17 protein-coding genes and 1 pseudogene are annotated in these 19,738 nt (G+C 70.5%); 10 read left to right on the forward strand and 8 right to left on the reverse strand.

Translation table 11 applies throughout. The annotated features are described in order from the left end of the window. A partial coding sequence (locus AWZ10_RS03715) for an ABC transporter ATP-binding protein (protein ID WP_159058207.1) occupies positions 1–522 on the reverse strand: 522 nt, incomplete at its 3' end. A 27-nt stretch (positions 523–549) separates the two neighbouring features. Beyond that, positions 550–1,221 carry a DUF4097 family beta strand repeat-containing protein gene (locus AWZ10_RS03720; protein WP_046705643.1) on the reverse strand — a complete coding sequence of 224 codons (672 nt, stop codon included), beginning with the start codon at positions 1,219–1,221 and terminating at the stop codon, positions 550–552. A gap of 222 nt (positions 1,222–1,443) precedes the next feature. On the opposite strand from AWZ10_RS03720, the gene AWZ10_RS03725 reads away from it, so the two are divergent. Next, entirely contained in the window at positions 1,444–2,190 is a 747-nt protein-coding gene (locus tag AWZ10_RS03725; RefSeq protein ID WP_046705642.1) for a GbsR/MarR family transcriptional regulator, read from the forward strand. A 30-nt stretch (positions 2,191–2,220) separates the two neighbouring features. Here AWZ10_RS03725 and AWZ10_RS03730 read toward each other — a convergent pair whose 3' ends face one another. Both AWZ10_RS03730 and AWZ10_RS47200 read right to left on the reverse strand, forming a co-directional pair. Then, on the reverse strand, positions 2,221–3,831 hold the full coding sequence (locus AWZ10_RS03730) for a carboxylesterase/lipase family protein (protein WP_060890421.1): 1,611 nt from the start codon (positions 3,829–3,831) through the stop codon (positions 2,221–2,223). 128 nt (positions 3,832–3,959) lie between these two features. Beyond that, positions 3,960–4,217 (reverse strand): annotated as a pseudogene (locus AWZ10_RS47200) (alginate lyase family protein); the annotation flags it as partial. Between the two features lie 44 nt (positions 4,218–4,261). Between AWZ10_RS47200 and AWZ10_RS52185 the strand changes: the two are divergent. The 5 genes from AWZ10_RS52185 (at position 4,262) to AWZ10_RS03755 (ending at position 10,266) form a co-directional block, all read left to right on the forward strand. Continuing rightward, complete coding sequence (locus AWZ10_RS52185; RefSeq protein WP_167365916.1) at positions 4,262–4,453, forward strand: hypothetical protein; 192 nt, start codon at positions 4,262–4,264, stop codon at positions 4,451–4,453. A gap of 49 nt (positions 4,454–4,502) precedes the next feature. Next, positions 4,503–5,201: a carbohydrate ABC transporter permease gene (locus tag AWZ10_RS03740; protein ID WP_244172387.1), complete on the forward strand. Its 699-nt coding sequence runs from the start codon at positions 4,503–4,505 to the stop codon at positions 5,199–5,201. 278 nt (positions 5,202–5,479) lie between these two features. Next, positions 5,480–6,217 carry a hypothetical protein gene (locus AWZ10_RS03745; protein WP_046709318.1) on the forward strand — a complete coding sequence of 246 codons (738 nt, stop codon included), beginning with the start codon at positions 5,480–5,482 and terminating at the stop codon, positions 6,215–6,217. Positions 6,218–6,923: 706 nt separating this feature from the next. Next, positions 6,924–7,964, forward strand: coding sequence for a LacI family DNA-binding transcriptional regulator (locus AWZ10_RS03750; protein WP_060890422.1), 1,041 nt, complete (start codon positions 6,924–6,926; stop codon positions 7,962–7,964). A 202-nt stretch (positions 7,965–8,166) separates the two neighbouring features. Further along, positions 8,167–10,266: a hypothetical protein gene (locus AWZ10_RS03755; protein ID WP_060890423.1), complete on the forward strand. Its 2,100-nt coding sequence runs from the start codon at positions 8,167–8,169 to the stop codon at positions 10,264–10,266. Positions 10,267–10,394: 128 nt separating this feature from the next. Here AWZ10_RS03755 and AWZ10_RS03760 read toward each other — a convergent pair whose 3' ends face one another. Then, on the reverse strand, positions 10,395–11,054 hold the full coding sequence (locus AWZ10_RS03760; protein WP_199845761.1) for a hypothetical protein: 660 nt from the start codon (positions 11,052–11,054) through the stop codon (positions 10,395–10,397). 365 nt (positions 11,055–11,419) lie between these two features. On the opposite strand from AWZ10_RS03760, the gene AWZ10_RS03765 reads away from it, so the two are divergent. Then, on the forward strand, positions 11,420–11,824 hold the full coding sequence (locus tag AWZ10_RS03765) for a VOC family protein (RefSeq protein WP_205576392.1): 405 nt from the start codon (positions 11,420–11,422) through the stop codon (positions 11,822–11,824). Between the two features lie 22 nt (positions 11,825–11,846). Here AWZ10_RS03765 and AWZ10_RS03770 read toward each other — a convergent pair whose 3' ends face one another. Together AWZ10_RS03770 and AWZ10_RS03775 are read right to left on the reverse strand one after the other, a co-directional pair. Continuing rightward, a complete protein-coding gene (locus tag AWZ10_RS03770; RefSeq protein WP_107417373.1) occupies positions 11,847–12,536 on the reverse strand; it encodes a DUF6597 domain-containing transcriptional factor in 690 nt (229 codons plus the stop codon). 135 nt (positions 12,537–12,671) lie between these two features. Continuing rightward, a complete protein-coding gene (locus tag AWZ10_RS03775; protein ID WP_060890427.1) occupies positions 12,672–13,610 on the reverse strand; it encodes an AraC family transcriptional regulator in 939 nt (312 codons plus the stop codon). Positions 13,611–13,691: 81 nt separating this feature from the next. On the opposite strand from AWZ10_RS03775, the gene AWZ10_RS03780 reads away from it, so the two are divergent. Continuing rightward, positions 13,692–14,534 carry an NmrA family NAD(P)-binding protein gene (locus AWZ10_RS03780; protein ID WP_046706620.1) on the forward strand — a complete coding sequence of 281 codons (843 nt, stop codon included), beginning with the start codon at positions 13,692–13,694 and terminating at the stop codon, positions 14,532–14,534. A 286-nt stretch (positions 14,535–14,820) separates the two neighbouring features. Next, positions 14,821–15,132, forward strand: coding sequence for a hypothetical protein (locus tag AWZ10_RS55030; protein ID WP_159058208.1), 312 nt, complete (start codon positions 14,821–14,823; stop codon positions 15,130–15,132). 409 nt (positions 15,133–15,541) lie between these two features. Here the strand turns inward: AWZ10_RS55030 and AWZ10_RS03790 are convergent, their stop codons facing one another. Beyond that, positions 15,542–16,666, reverse strand: coding sequence for a YihY/virulence factor BrkB family protein (locus tag AWZ10_RS03790; protein ID WP_173531576.1), 1,125 nt, complete (start codon positions 16,664–16,666; stop codon positions 15,542–15,544). 557 nt (positions 16,667–17,223) lie between these two features. Here AWZ10_RS03790 and AWZ10_RS03795 point away from each other — a divergent pair. Then, positions 17,224–19,734 (forward strand): Pls/PosA family non-ribosomal peptide synthetase, encoded by a 2,511-nt coding sequence (locus AWZ10_RS03795; protein ID WP_208618442.1) that lies wholly within the window; start codon positions 17,224–17,226, stop codon positions 19,732–19,734. The last annotated feature ends 4 nt before the right edge of the window (positions 19,735–19,738 follow it).

Raw genomic sequence — 19,738 nt, forward strand, 5'->3', positions numbered from 1 at the left:
GCGGGAGCGGGGGTCGAGGCCGGTGGTGGGTTCGTCGAGGAAGATGATCCGCGGGTCGCCGACGAGGGTCATGGCGATGTCGAGGCGGCGCTTCATGCCGCCGGAGTAGGTGGAGGCGGGCTTCCTCGCGGCCTCCACCAGGTCGAAACGCTCCAGGAGTTCGGCCGTGACGCGTCGTCCCTCGGGCTTGGACAGGTGGTGCAGGTCCGCCATGAGGAGCATGTTCTCCTCGCCGGTGATCAGGCCGTCGACGGCGGAGAACTGCCCGGTGACACCGATCGCGGCCCGCACCGCCTGCGGGTCGACGGCGAGGTCGTGGCCGCCGACGCGGATCTCGCCGGAGCCGGGGTCGGGGGAGATGAGAGTGGAGAGGATCTTCACGGCGGTGGTCTTGCCGGCCCCGTTCGGCCCGAGCAGGGAGAAGATCGTCCCTTCGGGGACGGTCAGGTCGATGCCGTCGAGGACGACCTTGTCGCCGAAGGACTTGCGCAGTCCGTTCGCCGCGATGGCCGGGTTCGTCATGGGAGTGCTCCTTGTCGACGTTGCTGGTCAGTTGCTGCGTGCGGTGATGTCGCCGTAGCCGGTGGTCGCATGGATGTCGAGCTGGGCCGCGGCGCCCCGGGTGTTCTTGAGCTCGTTGCGGATCCGGCCGTAGGAGGTGCCGGCGTCCAGGGAGGCCGAGACCCCGGCGGCGGCACCGATGGAGATCTCGCCGTGCCCGGTGCGCAGGGTGACGGTGCCGCGCACGGCCTCGGTGACGCGGAGGTCGCCCTTGCCGCTGGTGATGTCGGCGGGGCCGTCCAGACGGCCGACCAGAGCGTCGCCGGCCAGGAGGGTGAGGTGGGCGCTCGCGGCCTCGTCGAGCTTGACCTGCCCGTGCGCGCCGTCGATGACGACATCGCCCAGCCGCCCGACGCCACGGAACTCCGCGGCGGCCGCCTTCGCCTCGACCCGGGAGCCGGCGGGCAGCTGGACAGTCACCTCCAGGGTTCCGGAGGGGCCGAGGAGCTCGTTCTTCGCCTCCGGGGCCTGGATCCGCAGCACCCCGTCGCGGTAGTCGACCGTGGTCCGCTCCGCGGCCTTGACGTCGCGGCCCTTGGCGGCGTTGGCGGGCCGGACCTCGACGGTGGTGTCGGTCCGGTCGGCGGCGATGAACCGCACGCGTCCGGCCGGGATGTTCAGCACGGCGGAGATCGGGGTGGGGGTGTCGAACTTCTGCATCGTGCTCTCCCTCGAGTCGTTGTTTCGAACGATGGAAAAGCTACGTTGCATTCAGACTTCTGGCAACAAACTCGTTGCACGTCTACACAGTTAGTGCAGGTGAATGCCGATAAATCGTTGCAACGGGATTGAAGCTAACGCAACAATCCTCACGACACACGTTGCAATGAAATGAGGGTGAACGCTATGGTGGGCGCACCACGGAGCATGAAGGAGACAGCGATGCCGGGAGGCAGGCTCACTCAGCAGGAACGCCAGCAGATCGCGCTGGGGCTGGCCGACGGTCTCGCCTACGCGGAGATCGCCAGACGCCTCGATCGTCCGACCTCGACGATCACGCGTGAGGTGATGCGCAACGGCGGCCCCACCGCCTACCGTGCCGAGATGGCCCACCGCGCCACCGAACGCCGCGCCCGCCGCCGCCTCCGGGCCACACCCCGCGAGGCCCAGGCACCCGAGCAGGCTCACGGGCGCGACACCGAAGCCGTACGCGAGTACGAAGAGACGTTCACGACCGTCATGATGGCCTCGGGCATGCCCACGATGATGGCCCGGGTGATGGCCTGCCTCACCCTCACCGACAGCGGCAGCCTCACCGCGTCCGAACTGGCCCAGCGCCTCCAGGTCAGCCCGGCGTCCATCTCCAAGGCGATCACGTTCCTCGACAGCCAGGGCATGGTCCGCCGGGAACAGGGCGAACGCCGCCGCGAGCGCTACATCGTCGACGACGACGTCTGGTACCAGTCGATGATGGCGAGCGCCCGCGCCATCGCCCAGGTCGTCGAGGTCGCCCGTCAGGGCGTCGGCGTCCTCGGCACCGGCACTCCCGCCGCCGCCCGTCTGGAGAACGTCGCCCGCTTCCTCGACTTCGTCAGCGAGAACACCCGCCGCGCCGCGGAACAGGCCCGCGAGATCCTCCACACCAAAGCCCCGACGCCCACGGACGGCGCAGCCGAGCCCGGCTCCTAGCCGGCTCGGATCACGGACGGGCAGCCGTCCTCACGGACTTCGACGGAAGCGGCGCAGGGCCGGACGTGGGCCTCCGCCGGAGGTGACGAAGGTGCCCGCGCCCTGGACTCTCCGGGGGCGTCTGGCGTCCGCGTCCCAGAGGGCGAGTTCGGGGTCGTAGGGGCCGAAGGCCATCCCCGTGCCGTCCGGGGCGTGCGAGTCGTCCGGGCCGTCCGGGGTGTCGAAGACGCGGACCGGGTGGGTGGGGTCCCAGGCGGGCCAGCCGGGGGTGCCGTCCGTCGCGAAGCGGACCCAGGCGGTGTGCATGGCGGTGGCGAGGCCGCGCGGGGCGTTCCCGCCGGCGAGCTTGGCGGAGGCGGGGGTGTCACCGGTGTCGAAGACGAAGCCGAGTTCGAGGGCGTGGCAGGAGCCGAGGGCGGGGATGCCAGAGGGCCAGGCGAACTCGTAGAGGTGGGACCGGTCCTGGCCGATGCGGGCGTCCGCCACCCGGAGCAGGGGGACGCGCAGGAGGTGGTCGGTGACGAGCTGGCCGACCAGGTCGGCGGTACCCCTGTCGGGGTGGAGGTCGCGATAGCCGCGGGGCAGCTCGGGACCGCAGTGGCAGCGGGCGCGGGCGCCGGCCAGGGCGACCGTGCCGAGTCGGTCGACGCGCTCTTGGAGGCCGCCGGGGACGAGCCAGAGCCGGTGCTCGTCACGGGTCCAGCCCATGAGGAGGTCGATTCCGGGGGCCGCGCCGTGCTCGGTCAGTGCCTCCAGCGGGTCGGTGGGCAGCAGATCGCCGTCGACGACGACACCGAAGGCGGGGCCGCCCAGCACGGGGCTGCTGAGGCGGCCGGCCTCGGCCTGCACCTCGACGAGAGTGGACCGGTCCACGGCAGCGAAGGCCGCGGCGGTCGCCGATACCTTCAGGCGGGTCGCCATCCGGCGGACCATGCGGCGCACCTTGTCCCGGTCCAAGGCCTCGGGCGGACCGCTCTGCAGCACGGCCCGCCGGAACAGCCCCCGCGCGCGGGGTGCGGCCAGCAGCGCGCCGACGCTGATGGCGCCCGCCGACTGGCCGAACAGGGTCACCCGGTCCGGATCGCCGCCGAACCCGGCGATCGACTCCCGCACCCACTCCAGGGCGGCCAGCTGGTCGAGCAGTCCGCGGTTGGGCGGGGCGTCCGGGAAGAGGCCGTAACCCTCCACGCCCAGCCGGTAGTTGAGGGACACCAGCACCACGCCGTCGCGGGCGAAGGCGGCGCCGTCGTAGACCGGGACCGCCGACGAGCCCCGGGTGAGGGCGCCGCCGTGGATCCAGACCATGACCGGCAGGCGGGCGGCGCTGCCCGGCTCCGGCGTCCACACGTTCAGGTTGAGGCAGTCGTCGCCCGGGACGACGGGGTCCGACAGATAGCGGGCGAACGCCTCCGAGTACGGCGGTTTCGGAGGCGTCGGCCCGAAGTCGACGGCGTCACGCACCCCCGCCCAGGGCTCGGGCGGGGAGGGCGGGCGGAACCGGCGGGGGCCGAAGGGCGGGGCCGCGTACGGGATGCCCCGGAAGACCGCGATCCCGTTCTCGTAGCCGTCCCCGTGCTCGTACGTGCCGCGTACGTTCCCGTACGGCGTCCTGACCACGGGGCCCTGCCGGTCTGCCGTCATCGCGCACCAGCTCCTCACGCCCGCCCGCTCGTGAACCGTCGTTCACCTCAGGGCACCACATCCCTTCGCGGTATTCCGGTCGTGCCGGGCCTTTGACGGCCGTTCGGGGGACGGCGGGCCATCTGGAGCTATCTGGCGTACATCAGGGTGCCGAAGCCCAGCTGGTCGTAGCCGCCGCTGGCCGAGCCGTAGTCACCCCCGCCGCCCTCGGGGCGGACCTGTTCGGCCCTGGCGGTGATGTACGGGACGGACAGGCCCCGGCGCCGTGCGTAGTGGTGGTGGACGAGGCCCCACACCGGGCGGAGCTGGCCCCGGCTCACGGAGGAGACTGCGGTGTGGGTCTGCTGGGCGCAGTTCTGGCCGGTGCCCCAGGTGTAGCCGGTGAAGTTGCCGGCCGCCGCGCTGGAGACGGTGACCCCGGCGTGCCACAGTGCCTCGCCGAACGGCCTTCGGTGTGTCGGTCTCCGGTCTGTCGGCCTTCGGTCTGTCGGCCTTCGGTCTGCCGGCCGCGCTCGCGGTGCCGGTGGCCGTTCCGAGCAGGGAGTACGCGGCGGCCGTGGCACCGGCGGCCTGGAGGAGGGTGCGCAGGGACGGACCGGTGCCCTGGGTGTCGGACGCATGAACCGCCCATTTGGCGACAATCCTCAGCGGCCTACCGCAGCTCGGTGAACATGGCCGTCCAGTTGGGGCTCGGGCTGACGGACTCGGCGTTCATGGGCTCCATCCTGCGGGTGGTGCTGTTCGCCTGCGTCCAGATCCCGTTCATGCTCTTGGTCAGCCTGGTCCTGGCGCTGTTCCTGGACGCGCTCACGTCGAAGGCCGCGAACCGCTTCCGGATCGTGCTGCTGGTCCCGTACATGATCCCGGGCGTGGTCGCGGCGATCGTGTTGATCAACCTGTACAGCCCCGAGGTGGGCCCGCTGACCCCGATCGGCGACCTGTTCGGGTTCGACTGGAACTTCTTTTCGCCCTCCATGGTGTGGCCGTCCATCGGCAACCTCCTCACCTGGCACGGCATCGGCTACAACATGGTGATCATCTACTCGGCGCTCCAGGGCGTGCTCCGCGAACTGTTCGAGGCCGCCCGCCTCGACGGTGCCTCCGAGGCGCGGATCGCGCTGAGCGTCAAGATTCCGTTCGTGCGCGGGGCGTTGGTCCTGACCGGTCTGCTCTCCATCATCCAGATGCTGCAGATCTCCAACGAGCCGGCACTGTACCCACCTCTCCGACGACTACGGTTCCCGACTGCGCTTCACCGGCACCTTGGCCGGCATCCACGTGCAGGACCTCGTCGCCGCGGAGTTCACAGCGGACTTCAGCGGACTTCAGCGGACTTCAGCGGATTCCGGCTGGTGTGCGCGGTGAAGTGAGAGGGCGAGGACGGGCGGGCACGGGATTCCGGGTCGGCTGCCCCACGGGACGGCCCGGTCACCGGGCCCGCACTCGCTCAGATGCCGGGTCCGCGGGAATTCGTCCCACATGCCGTCCAGCAGCGATATCGCCACCACGACCGCTGCATCCGTCTGTAGCCGCGGCGGTCTAGGCGTTCCGCGCCTTGAGGCAGGGTGAAGCCGCTGACCTGCGCTGCAATCACATCGTTATCGGCGATCGATCCTGGGAATCCCCTGGTCAACATAGGTTCACGGCCATGGACAGCCCACAGCGGAACGCAATCGGGGAGCCCGAGGTCATCGAGGGCTTCCCTGAGTCGTCGGTTCCGGACGCCCCGGGCGACGAAGCCCCGTCGGCGCCTGGCACACCCCGGGTCAAGGCCTGGGTATTGGGCGGGCTGGGAGGCGTCGTGGCGGCGTCGGTCGTGTGGGGTTCGGGAGTCTACGCATTCGGGCTCCCCGGCACACCCGACACGGTCGGTTATCGCGTTGAAGACAAGCTGTGCGACAAGACCCTCTGGCCGGGGCTGAGTACCCGGTTCGTCAAGGGCACGGACTGGCTGTCCTCGGTGACGAAGCACCCCGCCATGGACACGGCGGACTGCTTCGGTGAGATGTACTCCTTCGGAGAGGGCATGCACAGCGGCCAGCTTCAGTTCTCGGTCGTCCTGCACAAGCAGACCGACACGACAGCCGAGTTCGAGGCCCGGCGGGCGGCCACCAGGAAGCGGTTCGCGGCGGGCGGCGGTGGGGGAGAGACCGTGGTGCACCCTGTTCCCGGCCTTGCGGACCATGCCTATCTGGTGACCAACGACTTCGGAAACGGCTCCCACTGGATGCAACTGAACGTGCTCGACGGCAGAGCCGAGTTCACGCTGGGGCTGTCCACCAGGGCTCTGGGAGACGAGCCCCCGCCTCCCACTCCCAAGGAACTCGAACCACTCCTGATCAAGGACATGAAGGACGTCATGAGCAGCCTCAGCAAGAGCGGCTGAACCCCGTGGCCCGAAACATGGTGAGGGTAGTCGGTTGAGGGCCCGTTCGACGGTGTTGCGCTCTGTACAGCGTTCGGTCGAAGCCGGGTGGCCGTCCGCCGCGTGAGCCTCTGCACAGGCGGTGGCCCGGCTGTCGGCTTTCTCCGGGATGGCGTGCCGGATGCTCCGTCTCCGCAGGTACGCACGACAGACGCCTCCAAGCCAGGTGGCCGGACAGTGCCGGGGTCCATCGCTCCTCCGACCGAGCCGTCGGTGCGCGCCGACGCGCCCCATCAGCCCCTCCCCTCCCCCCTTTCCCCCTCCCCGTCCTCTCCCTGCGCCGCTCCTGTCGGCCCAGCCCTCACCCGATCGAACAACCGCACACCTCCGTACTCACCCCAGCCCTGTGACCCGTGGCGGACGCCGTCCCGCCGGACCCGGTCTCCGGCCCACCACAGCCCGGCGCCTCGAAACCGTGGCTGTCCTCGGCCTTCGGTAGGCCCGCCCGCACCTCGCTCCCCGGCCCAACCCCGACAGAGCCCCGCTTGTTCGGAGTTTCGAAAGTTTTGACCAGTGCGGCCCTCTGAATCCCTGCTTCTTCCCGCCGAGTTGAGTTGGGCTTACCGTAGGAAGCGCTTGCTACGCGGTTCGGACTTCCGACGTGCGGGCGACGCTGTTCGAAAATTTCACCGGCCCTCGGGACGGGGCCCTGAGAGGTGGAGTCGCGATGGTGCGGGGCGGAAGCGCGACGGCCGGGCCGACGCTGGCGGTGGTGGCGCGCGAGGCCGGGGTGTCCGTACCGACGGCCTCGAAGGTGGTCAACGGCCGGGAGGACGTGGCCCCGGAGACCAGGCGCCGGGTCACCGAGGCGTTGGACCGGCTCGGCTATGTCCGCAGACCCCGGTTCGAGGCTTCGAAGCCGCCACGCATGGTCGACCTGGTGGTGCACTCGCTGGAGAGTTCCTGGTCGGGCGCGGTACTGCACGGTGTCGAGCAGGCCGCCCACGACGCCGGCCTGGAGGTCGTGGTCTCGGCCGGCCTGACCCGTACCCAGGGCGCCCGCCCCGAACGCGGCTGGTTCGACAAGCTGACCGCACGGGGCTCGGCGGGCGTACTGTTCAACCTGGCCGAGCTGTCCCCCGCCCAGTACACCTGGCTCACCCAGCACCGCATCCCGTTCGTGCTGATCGACCCGGTTTTGGAACCGCCGGCCGGCGTGGTGTCGGTGGGCGCGGCCAACTGGCAGGGCGGGATGACCGCCACCGACCACCTGCTGGCCCTGGGGCACGCGCGGATCGCGGTGATCGCCGGTTACCGGCGGAAGATGTGCAGCAGCGCCCGGGTGGCGGGCTACCGCTCGGCGCTGACGGCCGCGAGGATCCCGTACCGGCCGGAGTACGTCCGTTACGGCAACTTCATGGAGACCACCGCCCGCCACCGTATGCTCCAGCTGCTCGACCTCCCCGAGCCGCCGACCGCCGTGTTCGTCTGCTCGGACAAGATGGCCCTCGGGGTGTACGAGGCGCTGGCCGAGCGGGGGCTGCGAGTGCCGGACGACATCAGCGTGGTGGGCTTCGACGACCTTCCCGAGGCCCGCTGGGCGACTCCCGGCCTGACCACCATCCGCCAGCCGCTCTCGGAGATGGCCCAGACCGCGCTCCGGTTGCTGGTGCGGATGATGGAGGGCGACCAACCGGAGGGCACGCGCACCGAGTTGTCGACGCGGCTGGTGGAACGGTCCAGTACGGGGGCGCTGCGCTCGGCCTGAGCAGGTGGACGCGGGTGGGCGACGGGTGCGTTTTGGTTCGGTCAAGTGGTTGCGAAGACCCTGAGTGCGGGTGAACGGTTGGCGTCGTGGGACCGTACGCATAGCAATGGCCCATCGGGTGTTCCGGCGGTCCCGCCGCCCCCGGCCCACTCCGTTCCACCAGCACTGAGCTCCACATGCTCCACAGGGAAGGACCTTCGGGTTGTCGCACATACGCTCTCCGCAGCCTCCGGGACCGACACCGGGACCGGCACCGGACGACGAAGCCCCTGAGGAAGCAGCCCCTCCGGAGCCGACGCCGGAAGAGACTTCGCCGGACGCGGGAGCGAAGGCAGAGGCAGAGGCAGAGGCAGAGGCAGAGGCAGAGGCAGAGGCAGAGGCAGAGGCAGAGGCAGAGGAAACGACCGAAGCCAAGGCCGGGACCGAGACCGAAGCGGCAAAGCCGAAGCCCGACCAGAAGGCCAAGTCCGAGCCGGAATCCGAGCCGGAGGCGGACGCAGGGCCGGAAGCCCAACCGGCGACGGAACCGGCATCGGGCCCGGCACCAGCACCGGCACCGGCACCGGCACCAGCACCAGCACCTGGGCCGACCGCAGACGAGGAACCCCCTGCCGAGCCTTCCACCGAATCCCCGGCCGCACCGTCCGGCTGGCGCGTCGAGCACCCCCGGGCCGCGCGGGCCGTCGCCTGGGCCGTGAGTGGTCTGGCCGTCGCACTCGTCATGTTCGCGCTGCTCGTGCCGAACGATGTCACCGACATCGGGTTCGGACGTTTCCTGCGGATCCCGGCCGAGGGGATCCTCGTGGCGGGACTCCTGCTCGTGCTGCCGACGAAGGCGCGGCGCGTGGCGGTGGTGGTGGTCGGGGTGCTGCTCGGGCTGCTGACGATCGTCAAGGTGCTGGACATGGGTTCGTACTGGACCCTGGACCGCCCGTTCGACCTGGTGCTGGACTGGATCCTGCTGGACGACGCGCAGTCGTTCATGAAGGACTCGCTCGGCGGCGCGGCCGCGCAGGCCGCGACGGTCGGGGTGATCGTGCTGGCGCTGGCGTTGCCCGTGCTGATGACGCTGGCGGTCGTGCGGATCAGCCGGCTGATGGCGCGCCACCGGCACACGGCGAGCCGTACGCTGCTCGTCCTCGGGACCGCGTGGATCACCTGCTCGACACTGACGCTGGAGGTGTCCGACGTACCGGTGGCCTCGCACAGCGCGGCGACGCTCGTGGAGAACCGGATCGAGTCGGTGGGCGACGGGCTGAAGGACGGGGAGGCGTTCCGGAAGCAGGCGGCGGTGGACGCCTTCGCGGACGTACCGCCCGACGAACTGCTGACGGGGTTGCGCGGCAAGGACGTACTGATCACGTTCATCGAGAGCTACGGCCGCTCCGCGATCGACGACCCGCGAATGGGTGAGCCACTCAGCGAGACGCTCGCGCAGAAGACTCAGGCACTGAAGGACGCCGGGTACGCGTCGCAGAGCGGCTGGCTGCGCTCCCCCATCACGGGCGCCGGCAGCTGGCTGGGCCACTCCACGTTCCTGTCGGGTCTGTGGATCAAGAACCAGTCGCGTTACTCCCACCTCGTCGCGAGCGACCGTCTCACCCTGACCGAGGCGTTCCGCCGCACCGGCGCCTGGCGCACGGTCGGCATCGTGCCGGGCACCCAGAAGGCCTGGCCGGAAGGCAAGTACTTCGGCCTGGACCACATCTACGACTCCGACCAACTCGGCTACAAGGGACCGAAGTTCAGCTGGTCCACCATGCCCGACCAGTACACGCTGAAGGCCTTCGAGGAGCTGGAGCACGGCAAGAAGGACCGCGAGCCGATGATGGCGGAGATCATCCTGACCTCCAGCCACAACCCGTGGGCGCCGATCCCGAGCACGATTCCCGAGGACCAGGTCGGCGACGGGTCGGTCTACCACTCGCTGCAGAAGGCCGAGGGAAAGAACCCCACGGAGGTCTGGAAGGATCCCCTGGCCGTGCGGGACGAGTACCGCAAGTCGATCCAGTACTCGGTGACCAGTCTTGTCGACTACGTCGCCAAGTACGGCTCCAAGGACACCGTCCTGATCTTCCTCGGCGACCACCAGCCCAACAAGACGGTCACCGGCGACAACCCCAGCCATGACGTGCCGGTCTCGATCGTCGCCCAGGACCCCGAGGTGCTGGAGAAGATCTCCGACTGGGGGTGGACGGACGGTCTCAAGCCCGCCGACAACACTCCGGTGTGGCGGATGGACAAGTTCCGCGACCGCTTCATGACGGCGTTCGGCCCGCAGCAGCCGGGCGGCACGTCCTGATCGTCGGTCGCGTATGCCCTCGGGGCGGATCGTTCAGCCGGTCCGCCCCGCAGCGGTTCATGCCGTGAGTTCGTGCTCCGGGGGTGTGGGCGCCTGTGGGACCGCTCCAAGTGCGGCGGCGCAGGGGCTCAGCCCGACGCGCCCACCTCGTTGTTCGGTGCTCCGTCGCCCACCGGGGGCAGGTCACCGCGTTCGATCGGCATGCCGTCGGGCGGGGGCGGGGGCTTGTCATGGTGGCGGGGCGGGAGGAGGACGGCGAGTTCGGCGTCGGTGGGGCGGTGCGCGGCGAGGGCTGCGGCCCGCAGGGTGTCTCGGTCCACCGCGGCCGTGGCGGCGCTGATCCGGACGAGGTGTCCGTCCTCCGACACGGCGTACTCGTGCTGTCCCGCCGAGGTGCGGTACCAAACGTCCCCGTCGCGCTCACAGCCGACCGCCTCGCCGGTGCCCTGGCCGAGCGGCCGCTCGGGGCAGCTCCCGGCGGTCATTGTGCCGCGGTCGACGAGAAGCAGGAGCTGAGCGCTGTTCTTCCGGGACCAGTACGCGGCGGAGAAGCCGTCGGTGCCGTACACACCCACCGACTGCCGCGCCAGGGTGAATCCGGGGGCCTCGGTGACATAGACGAGCCCCGGCGCGAGGCCCAGCGCCTCGGCCCGAGCATGGAGCTCCGCCCGGTCGGGGGCCGGTACCAGGGGCTCGCGGCCCGCGACCACGACCTTCTCGGTCCCGCAGGCTGTGAGCAGCAGCGGCAGCAACGCCAGGGGCAGCAGAACACGCGCAGTACGAGGCATGTGCATGTCCCATATCCTGCCGCACAGTTGTTTCATAGGTGAGCCAAAGAGTCCGTTCTCGTGAGAGCGCTTACCCACACGGTCCTTTCCCGCCACGGAAACTGGAGAGGGTCGGGCGAATCGCATGACGGAGGGCGACTGACGGGTGAGGCGTGACGGCTATCAGCGGGACGGCTGACGGGCGCCGGGCGACGGCTACCAGCTGACGGGACGGGCTGACGGCTACCAGCTGACGGGCGCAGATGTCCGTGGCCGTATCCGTATCCGTATCCGTGCCCATGCCTGCGTCCGCGCCCGCGCCCGTGCCCGTGCCCGTGTCCGATTCCTTCAAGACCGGTCCACGACAGCCCGCCTACGGTGACCGTATGACTCCACGACTCGATGCGATCGGCATGGTGACCACGGACATGGCCGCCTCCGTCGCCTTCTACCGCCGGCTCGGTTTCGCCTTCCCGGAGGGCGCCGAGAACCAGCCACACGCCGAGGCCCCGCTGCCCGGCGGGATGCGGCTGCTGCTCGACACCGAGGAGACCGTCCGCTCCTTCCACCCCGGCTATCGCCCGGGAACGGGCGGTGGTGCCGGACTGGCCCTGCTGTGCGACGGTCCGGCCGAAGTCGACGCGGTGTACGAGGAGTTGGTGAACGCCGGGTACCGCGGCGAACTCAAGCCGTGGGACGCGGCGTGGGGCCAGCGGTACGCCGTGATCCTCGACCCCGACGGCAACGGCGTCGACCTTTTCGCACCGCTGCCGACGCCCGCCCCCGAGTAGCCCGGCAGCCTGCCAGGGCCCGCTATCGTCCGCCGAGCAGCTCGCCGAGCGGCAGCCCCGCCAGCTCCCTTACGTCACGCGCCAGATGTGCCTGGTCGGCGTACCCGGTCCGGGCCGCCGTCTCGGCGAAGGGCACCCCGTCCCGGGCGAGCGCTAGCGCCCGTTGCAGCCGCAGCACCCGCCCGAGGGTCTTTGGCCCGTACCCGAACGCGGCGAGTGACCAGCGGTGCAACTTCCGTGCCCCGAGACCGAGTTCGTCGGCGGTCGCCGCGACGGGCCGCCCCGCGTCGAGGGCGACGACGACCTGCCGCAGCACCGGGTCGGGCCGCCCCACCTCGGCCGCCCGCTCCAGGACCACCTCTTCCAGCCCGCTCGCCGGATCACCCGCCGCGTTCACCCGCGCGGTGAGCCGCCGCACGACCGCCGGGGACCACAGATCGGCCAGCTCCACCCGACGGTCACGCAACTCGTGCGCGGGCACACCGAGAAAGGCGGGCGCGGTACCCGGATAGAACCGGAGGCCCGCCCAAGTGCTCGGAGCGTCTTCGGTGACGTACGCCCGCGTGTCCGGTCCGGCGACCATCAGCCGCCCGTCGTTCCACAACAGGTCCATACACCCGTCGGGCAGGATCCGCCCGGAGCCGGCAGGGCCACGGGGGTTATTGGTCCAGACCACTGCCCCGTCCAGCCGAGACGCCTTTTCCGCATACACACGAAAAAGGCTACGCCTGTAGCCGCCGGGTACCGCCGCGCCCACCAGGGGCGCGGGGAACCGCGCGAGCAACCACGGACAACCCGCGGTCCGCCACAGGCCCACGCCCCCCACGCTCCCGCGACGCCCCCGGCTCTACACAGAACCCCGATGCTCCTGCGGACTCACCCCGTACACCCTCTTGAACGCGTTCGACAAGGCGAACGCACTCCCGTACCCCACCCGCCGGGCGATCGCCTCCAACGTGTCCTTGCTGTCCCGCAGCCGGTCCGCGGCCAGCGCGAGCCGCCACCCCGTGAGGTACGTCATCGGCGGCTCCCCCACCAGTTCGTTGAACCGCCGGGCCAGCGCCGCCCGCGAGACCCCGGCCTTCTCGGCCAGCGAGGCCACCGTCCAGGGATGCGCCGGATCGTCCTGCACCAGCCGCAGCACCCGCCCCACGACCGGGTCGCCCATCGCGGCGTACCACGCGGGAGCATCCGCGTCCGGCCGGGCGAACCACGCCCGCAGCGCGGCGATGACCAGCAGATCGAGGAGCCGGTCGAGGACGACCTCCTGGCCGGGTTCGTCGCGCACGATCTCCTCCATGAGAATCGGCGTGAGCGGGCACGGCCACTCCTCGGATGTCAGGGTGAGCAGCGGCGGCAGCGCGTCGAGGAGCCGTCCGCTGATCTCGCCCTGGCAGAGGTACGTGCCGATCAGCACCACGGCCGAGCCGTCGATCCGGTCGCCCCAGGATCGGACGCCGAGGTCCATGGAACCGTTGAGGGGGCGGCCGTCGGGATAGCTGCACTCGGCGCCCGGCAGGATCACGGCCTGGGGCGCGGTCTCGGGGTCGTCGGCGCAGGTGTACGGGGCGGGGCCGCGCGCGATGGCGAGGTCGCCGGCCCGTAGCCGTACGCGCTCCCCGTCGCCCTCGTCGGGGATGATCCAGGCGTCGCCGCGGACCATGAGCATGACCGTGAGCGGGGCGCGGTCCTCCACCCGTACGCACCAGGGAGGGTCGAAGCACGCACGGATCATGAAGGCGCCACGGGCTCGCGGGCCCTCCAGCAGGCCGGTGAGTGCGTCCATGTCCGTCAGCGTAGACGCGCGCTTATGGGAATGAGCCGTTCAGCGATGGGGTGTTGGGGCGCGGGGCCGTTCACTTGAGGCATGACGGAGAACACGGCACGTACTCAGGACATGACGGTGTTGGTGACGGGGGCCTCGGGGCGCACGGGCAGCCGGGTCGCGGAGGCGGCGCGGGCCGCCGGACTCACGGTGCGGGCGGGGTCCCGCGCGAACGGGTTCGACTGGACGGACCGGTCCACGTGGGCGCCGGCGCTGCGGGGTGTGGACGCGGCGTACCTCGTGTACCCCTCGGACATCGGGGCGCCGGATGCCGCCCCGGCGATCGGCGGGGTCGCGCGGGAGGCGGTCGCGCAGGGCGTACGTCGGATCGTGCTGCTGTCGGCGCGCGGGCAGGACCTCGCGGCTCCCGCCGAGGAGGCCGTGAAGGCGTCGGGGGCTCGGTGGACGGTCGTGCGGGCGGCGTGGTTCATGCAGAACTTCAGCGAGGGGCCGCTGGTGGAGGGGCTGCGGCACGGGGAGTTGGTGTTTCCCGGTGGTGAGGTGCAGGAGCCGTTCGTCGATGTGCGGGACATCGCGGACGTGGTGGTGACGGCGCTGGTCTCCGGCGACGCGTACGTGGGGCGGACCATGGACGTCACCGGCGGGCGGCTGTTGAGCTTCCGGGAGGCGGTGGCGGAGATCTCGGCGGTCACGGGGAGCGCGTTCTCCTACGTGCCGGTGTCGGCGCGGGACTACGGGGACACACTGCTGGGGTTCGGGGTGCCGGCGGAGGAGGTGGCGTCGTTGGTGGAGGCGTTCGGAGCGTTGCTGGACGGGCGCAACGCGAGTGTCTCCGACGGGATGCGGGAGGTGTTGGGCCGGGAGGCACGGGACTTCACCGACTTCGCTCGGGAGGCGGCGGCTTGCGGGGTCTGGAAGGCGTGAGCACCGTAAGGGGACGGGTGTTGTGCGGGCGGCGGGCCCGCCCGGGGTTGCCCGCGCCGATCCCCGCGCCCCTTGCCGGCCGCACGGTTGGGGTGGGACGAGCGGGCCTCCGGTCACGCCGAACGCCCTTTCGGGCGTGGATGAGCGACCGAGCCGGCCCCTGGGGGCGCGCCCCTGGGGTCGGCGCCTCTCCTCCTCAAGCCGCCGGTACGGCGCGGTCGCCCGGGCCGGGCCGGTGGAGCGATCAGGCTCGGCCGGCCGCCATGGCCTTCTTGGGGTGCCGGTGGTGGCGGCGCGTGCGGTGCTCGCGGCCGGGGCGGTGCGCCGCAGGCCCTTGAGGCCGATGGCGACGGCGGCAGTGGTGAGGACGCCCGCGGCGACGGCGGCGGCGAACAGCAGCGGCTTGCCGAAGTGTCCGGCGGCGAAGACGCCGCCGTACGAGACGGTCAAGATGCTGCAGAAGTTCATGGTCAGGGCACCGGTGACGGCGCCGCCCGCCATGGAGGCCGGGATCACCCGCAGGGGGGCAGCCAGTGCGAACGGGATGGCGCTCTCGGGGACGAAGGCCGGGCCGAACAGCCAGGCGGCCCTTCCATAGGTTCGCTCGGCGGGAGTGAACAACGAGCCACGCACCACTGTAGCCAGGGACAGGGCAAAGCGGCGGACCCATGGCGGCCGCCACCACCCTGGCCATGATGGTGAAGTTGAGGCTGTTCCGTGTGGTCACCACGCCCGTGACAGCGAAGGCGATGGCGGTCCGGCTGATCGTGCCTGCCCACGAAGCTGGTGGAGGCCGCGGGCAGGTTCCCCCTCCGCCTCACCACGTAGGACACCGCCTCAACAGCCCGCGGTCGGCCGAGCAGCCGACGAAGCCCCGTTCCCCGCGCTCCTTCGGGCGCGCCCCGCCGAGGAGTGCCCTGCCGAGGAGTGCCCTGCCGAGGAATGGCCTGCCGAGGAGTGCCCTGCCGAGGAGTGCCCTGCCGAGGAATGCCCTGCCGAGGAGTGCTCTACTCCTCCCCCTTCTTCACGGGCGACCGCAGCCTCGACGTCACGTCCTCCGGCGGCAGGAAGCGGGACCAGCGTTCCGGGAACTCGGAGGGCATGTCGGGGTCTTCGGGGTCGTGGGAGCGGGCGGCGGCGGCGCGGGCGACGTACTCGGCGGCCTGTTCCTCGCGGAGGCGCTCGTTGGCGGCGCGTGCCGCGGCGGTGGCCGCGGCGGGCCAGACACGGTCGATGGCGGCGTTGACGGCGGCGCCGACGAGGACGGCGAAGGCGCCCACGCCGATCCAGAGGAGGACGGCGACGGCGGCGGCCAGGGAGCCGTAGATCGTCGCCCCCTCGACCGTACTGGTGAGGTAGATGCGGAGCAGGAAGCTGCCCAGGACCCACATGCCGAGGGCCACGAGGGAACCCGGTACGTCCTCGACCCAGGGGGAGCGGACCGGTACTGACACGTGGTACAGCGTCGTCAGGAAGACGATGGACAGCACGATCACGACGGGCCAGTAGAGGACCTGCACGACGGTCGTCGACCACGGGACCATCCGGACGACGGCGTCGGGCCCCGCGACCATCAGCGGCAGGGCGATCGAGCCGATCAGCAGGGCCACGATGAAGAGCAGGAACGCCATGAGGCGGGTCTTGACGATGCCGCGGACGCCGTCGAGGCCGTACATGACGGTGATGGTGTCGATGAAGACGTTCACCGCGCGGGACCCGGACCACAGGGCGAACAGGAAGCCTATGGAGATGACGTCGGGGCGACCGCCCTTCATCACGTCGTCCAGGATCGGCTGCGCGATCTGCGCGACGCCCTTCTCGGACAGGACGGTGCGCGAGGCCTCCAGGAGGTTGAGCTCCAGGCTGGCGATGGTGTCCGCGCCGGTCCAGTCGTCGACGTAGCCGAGCAGGCCGATCATGCTGAGCAGCAGCGGCGGCACGGAGAGCAGCGAGAAGAACGCCGCCTCGGCCGCGAGGCCCAGGATGCGGTACTCGATGCAGGAGTTGACGGTGTCCTTCAGCAGCAGCCAGGCGGTCCTGCGCTTGGACACGTCCCGGTAGAGGGCACGCGCGCGGTGGAGACGCCCATGAGGGCTCTCCGACGGTGAGGGTGACTGACTTGCTGGCTGCACGCCCTAAAGGTATCCGCCTGCGCGTGCCGCCCTCACCTCCCGGTGCCGTCGGCCGCGACAGGGACCGCGTACGGCGCACGCTTCCCTCCGGTCGCGTCACGAGGCAGCAAACAAAGGGAAACCCAACAGAAACCAAAGGTGATTCCGAATCGCCTTTTCTGTCATGAACTTGCTGGCCGAATCATTGAGCGGCCGGAAGTGGAACGTTCGGGCGCGTTTGTACCGTCCCTTTGGAAAGTTCCCCGCTGAAGTGCCGTAGGGGCCCGGGTCCGACAGATCGGAGGAGATCGACGGAGGGGCGGGAAAGCGTCAATCACCCGACCTCCCTTGACCCGTTCCCGAATGTGCCGAAAGAATCCGGATTGCATTCCGCTGCACCCACCCGAACAAGGTGCCGACACAGCACACACCGAGGGATTAATCCAGGCTTCGACCAGGCCTGATCCATTCCGCCACACGCGTCACCGCTTTCCATCCCCTCTCCTACTGTCATTCCGCGCGCCGTCCCGTTCACCCCCGGGCGCCTGCCATCGCAATACCTGTCGCGGAGAAATTCAATGACATTGCCAGTGCCACGACACGTGGTGGAAAAACCGGGTGAGGTCCAGGCGGCCGAACCGGACGCGGCAAAATCGTACACCGCCATCGAGCGACTTCTGGCCGAAGTTCTGGCCGGCGTCGCACGCGTCGAACATGTGCCCGTAGAAAGCAATTTCTTCGACGACCTCGGTGCCAACTCTCTGACGATGGCGCATTTCTGCGCCCGCGTCAGGAAGCACCCCGATCTGCCGTCGGTGTCCATTCGGGACGTCTACGGCCACCCGACGGTCCGCAGCCTCGCCGCCGCGCTGACCGAGGTGCCTGCGTCGCCGGCCGCCCCGCCGGTGCCCGCCGGGCCCGTGCCCCCGGGCAGCACGTTCCGCTACGCCCTGTGCGGAGCGCTGCAGTTGCTCCTCTTCGTCGGCTACTGCCTGCTCGCCACCTCTGGATACGTACAGGGGTACGAGTGGGTGGCGGAGGCCTCGGGGCTCACCGAGATCTACCTGCGGTCGGCCGTCCTCGGCGCGCTCGCCCTCCTCGCCCTGTGCACGCTGCCGGTCGCCGCCAAATGGCTGCTGATCGGGCGGTGGAAGGCCGTGGAGTTCCCCGTGTGGGGGCCGGCGTATCTGCGGTTCTGGATCGTCAAGTCGCTGCTGCGCGCGAGCCCGATGATCCTGTTCGTCGGCAACCCGCTGTACGTGCTCTACCTGCGGGCCCTCGGCGCCCGCATCGGACCGGGCGTCACGATCCTCAGCCGCACCGTCCCGGTCTGCACCGACCTGCTGACGATCGGTGCGGCCACGGTGATCCGCAAGGACTCCTCCTTCCTCTGCTACCGGGCGCGCGGCGGACGCATCCGCACCGGCCCGGTGACCCTCGGCCGGGACGTCTTCGTCGGCGAGCACACCGTCCTCGACATCGCCACCGCCATCGGCGACGGCTCCCAGCTCGGTCACTCCTCCGCGCTGCGCGCCGACGAGTCGGTCCCCGCCTCGGAGAGCTGGCACGGCTCACCGGCCCGGCGCACGGACGTGGACCACATCCGCATCGCCCCGCTCCCGTGCGGCACCCTCCGGCGGGCCGCCTACGGGCTCGCCGCCCTGCTCCAGACCCTGCTGCTGTACCTGCCGCTGACCGTCGGCGGCGCCTATCTGCTGCTCACCGCCGCGCCCGAGCTGGACACCCTGCTCGACCCGGCGTCGCGGCACGTCTCCACGGCGCGCTTCCACGTCGAGGCGATGGCCCTGTCGCTCGCGCTGTTCGGCGGCTCGATCGTCGTCGGAGCCGTCGCCGTGTTCGTCGTACCGCGGCTGCTGCGCCCGCTGGTGAAGCCGGACCGCACCTATCCGCTGTACGGCTTCCACTACTCGGTGCACCGCGCGATCACCCGCCTGACCAACCTCAGGTTCTTCACCTGGCTGTGCGGCGACAGCTCGTACATCGTCCCCTGCCTCAAGGCCCTCGGGTACGACCTCTCGCGCGTCGACCAGACCGGGTCCAACTTCGGCACCGCGGTGCAGCACGAGACGCCGTACCTGGTGAAGGTCGGCAGCGGCACGATGGTCGCGGACGGACTGTCGGTCATGAACGCGGACTACTCCGCCACGTCGTTCCGGGTGTCCCGGACCGCGATCGGCGGGCACAACTTCCTGGGCAATCTCATCGCCTACCCGGTCGGTGGCCGCACCGGTGAGAACTGCCTGCTGGCCACGAAGGTCCTGGTCCCGCTCGACGGCGAGATCCGCGAAGGGGTCGGGCTGCTCGGCTCGCCGCCCTTCGAGATCCCCCGCTCGGTGGAGCGCGACAGCCGTTTCGACCATCTGCGCGAAGGCGAGGAACTGCGCCGGCGGCTCACCGCGAAGAACCGCTTCAACCTGCGCTCGATGGGACTGTTCCTGTTCCTGCGCTGGCTGCACACCTTCGCGCTCACCGTGCTCGGATTCACGGCCTTCGACCTGTACGGGCACGGGCACGGCGTCGCGGGACTGCTCGCGCTCACCGCGCTGCCCCTGGCGGCGCTGGTGTTCACCGTCCTCTACTACGCCCTCGTGGAACGGTCCCTGACCCGCTTCCGGCCGCTGCGGCCACGGTTGTGCTCCATCTACGACCCCGTCTTCTGGCGGCAGGAGCGGCTGTGGAAGCTGCCGGACAAACACCTGGAGGTGCTCAACGGCACCCCGTACAAGAGCCTCGTCTGGCGGCTGCTGGGGGTGCGGATCGGGCGCCGGGTCTTCGACGACGGGGTGTTCATCACCGAGCGGACGCTGACAGCCGTCGGGGACGACTGCACGCTCGCGGCCGGCAGCAAGATCCAGGCACATTCGCAGGAGGACGGCACCTTCAAGTCCGACCACGTCACGATCGGCGCCGGCAGCACGCTGGAGGTCCAGGCGTTCGTCCACTACGGCGTAGTGCTGGGCGAGGGGGCCGTGCTCGCGGCCGACTCCTTCCTGATGAAGGGCGAGGAGGTGCCGCCGCACGCGCGCTGGGGCGGGAACCCGGCGACGGAGACCACCGGATCACGGTGAATCG

Source organism: Streptomyces europaeiscabiei, assembly GCF_001550375.1.
Taxonomy (GTDB): domain Bacteria; phylum Actinomycetota; class Actinomycetes; order Streptomycetales; family Streptomycetaceae; genus Streptomyces; species Streptomyces europaeiscabiei.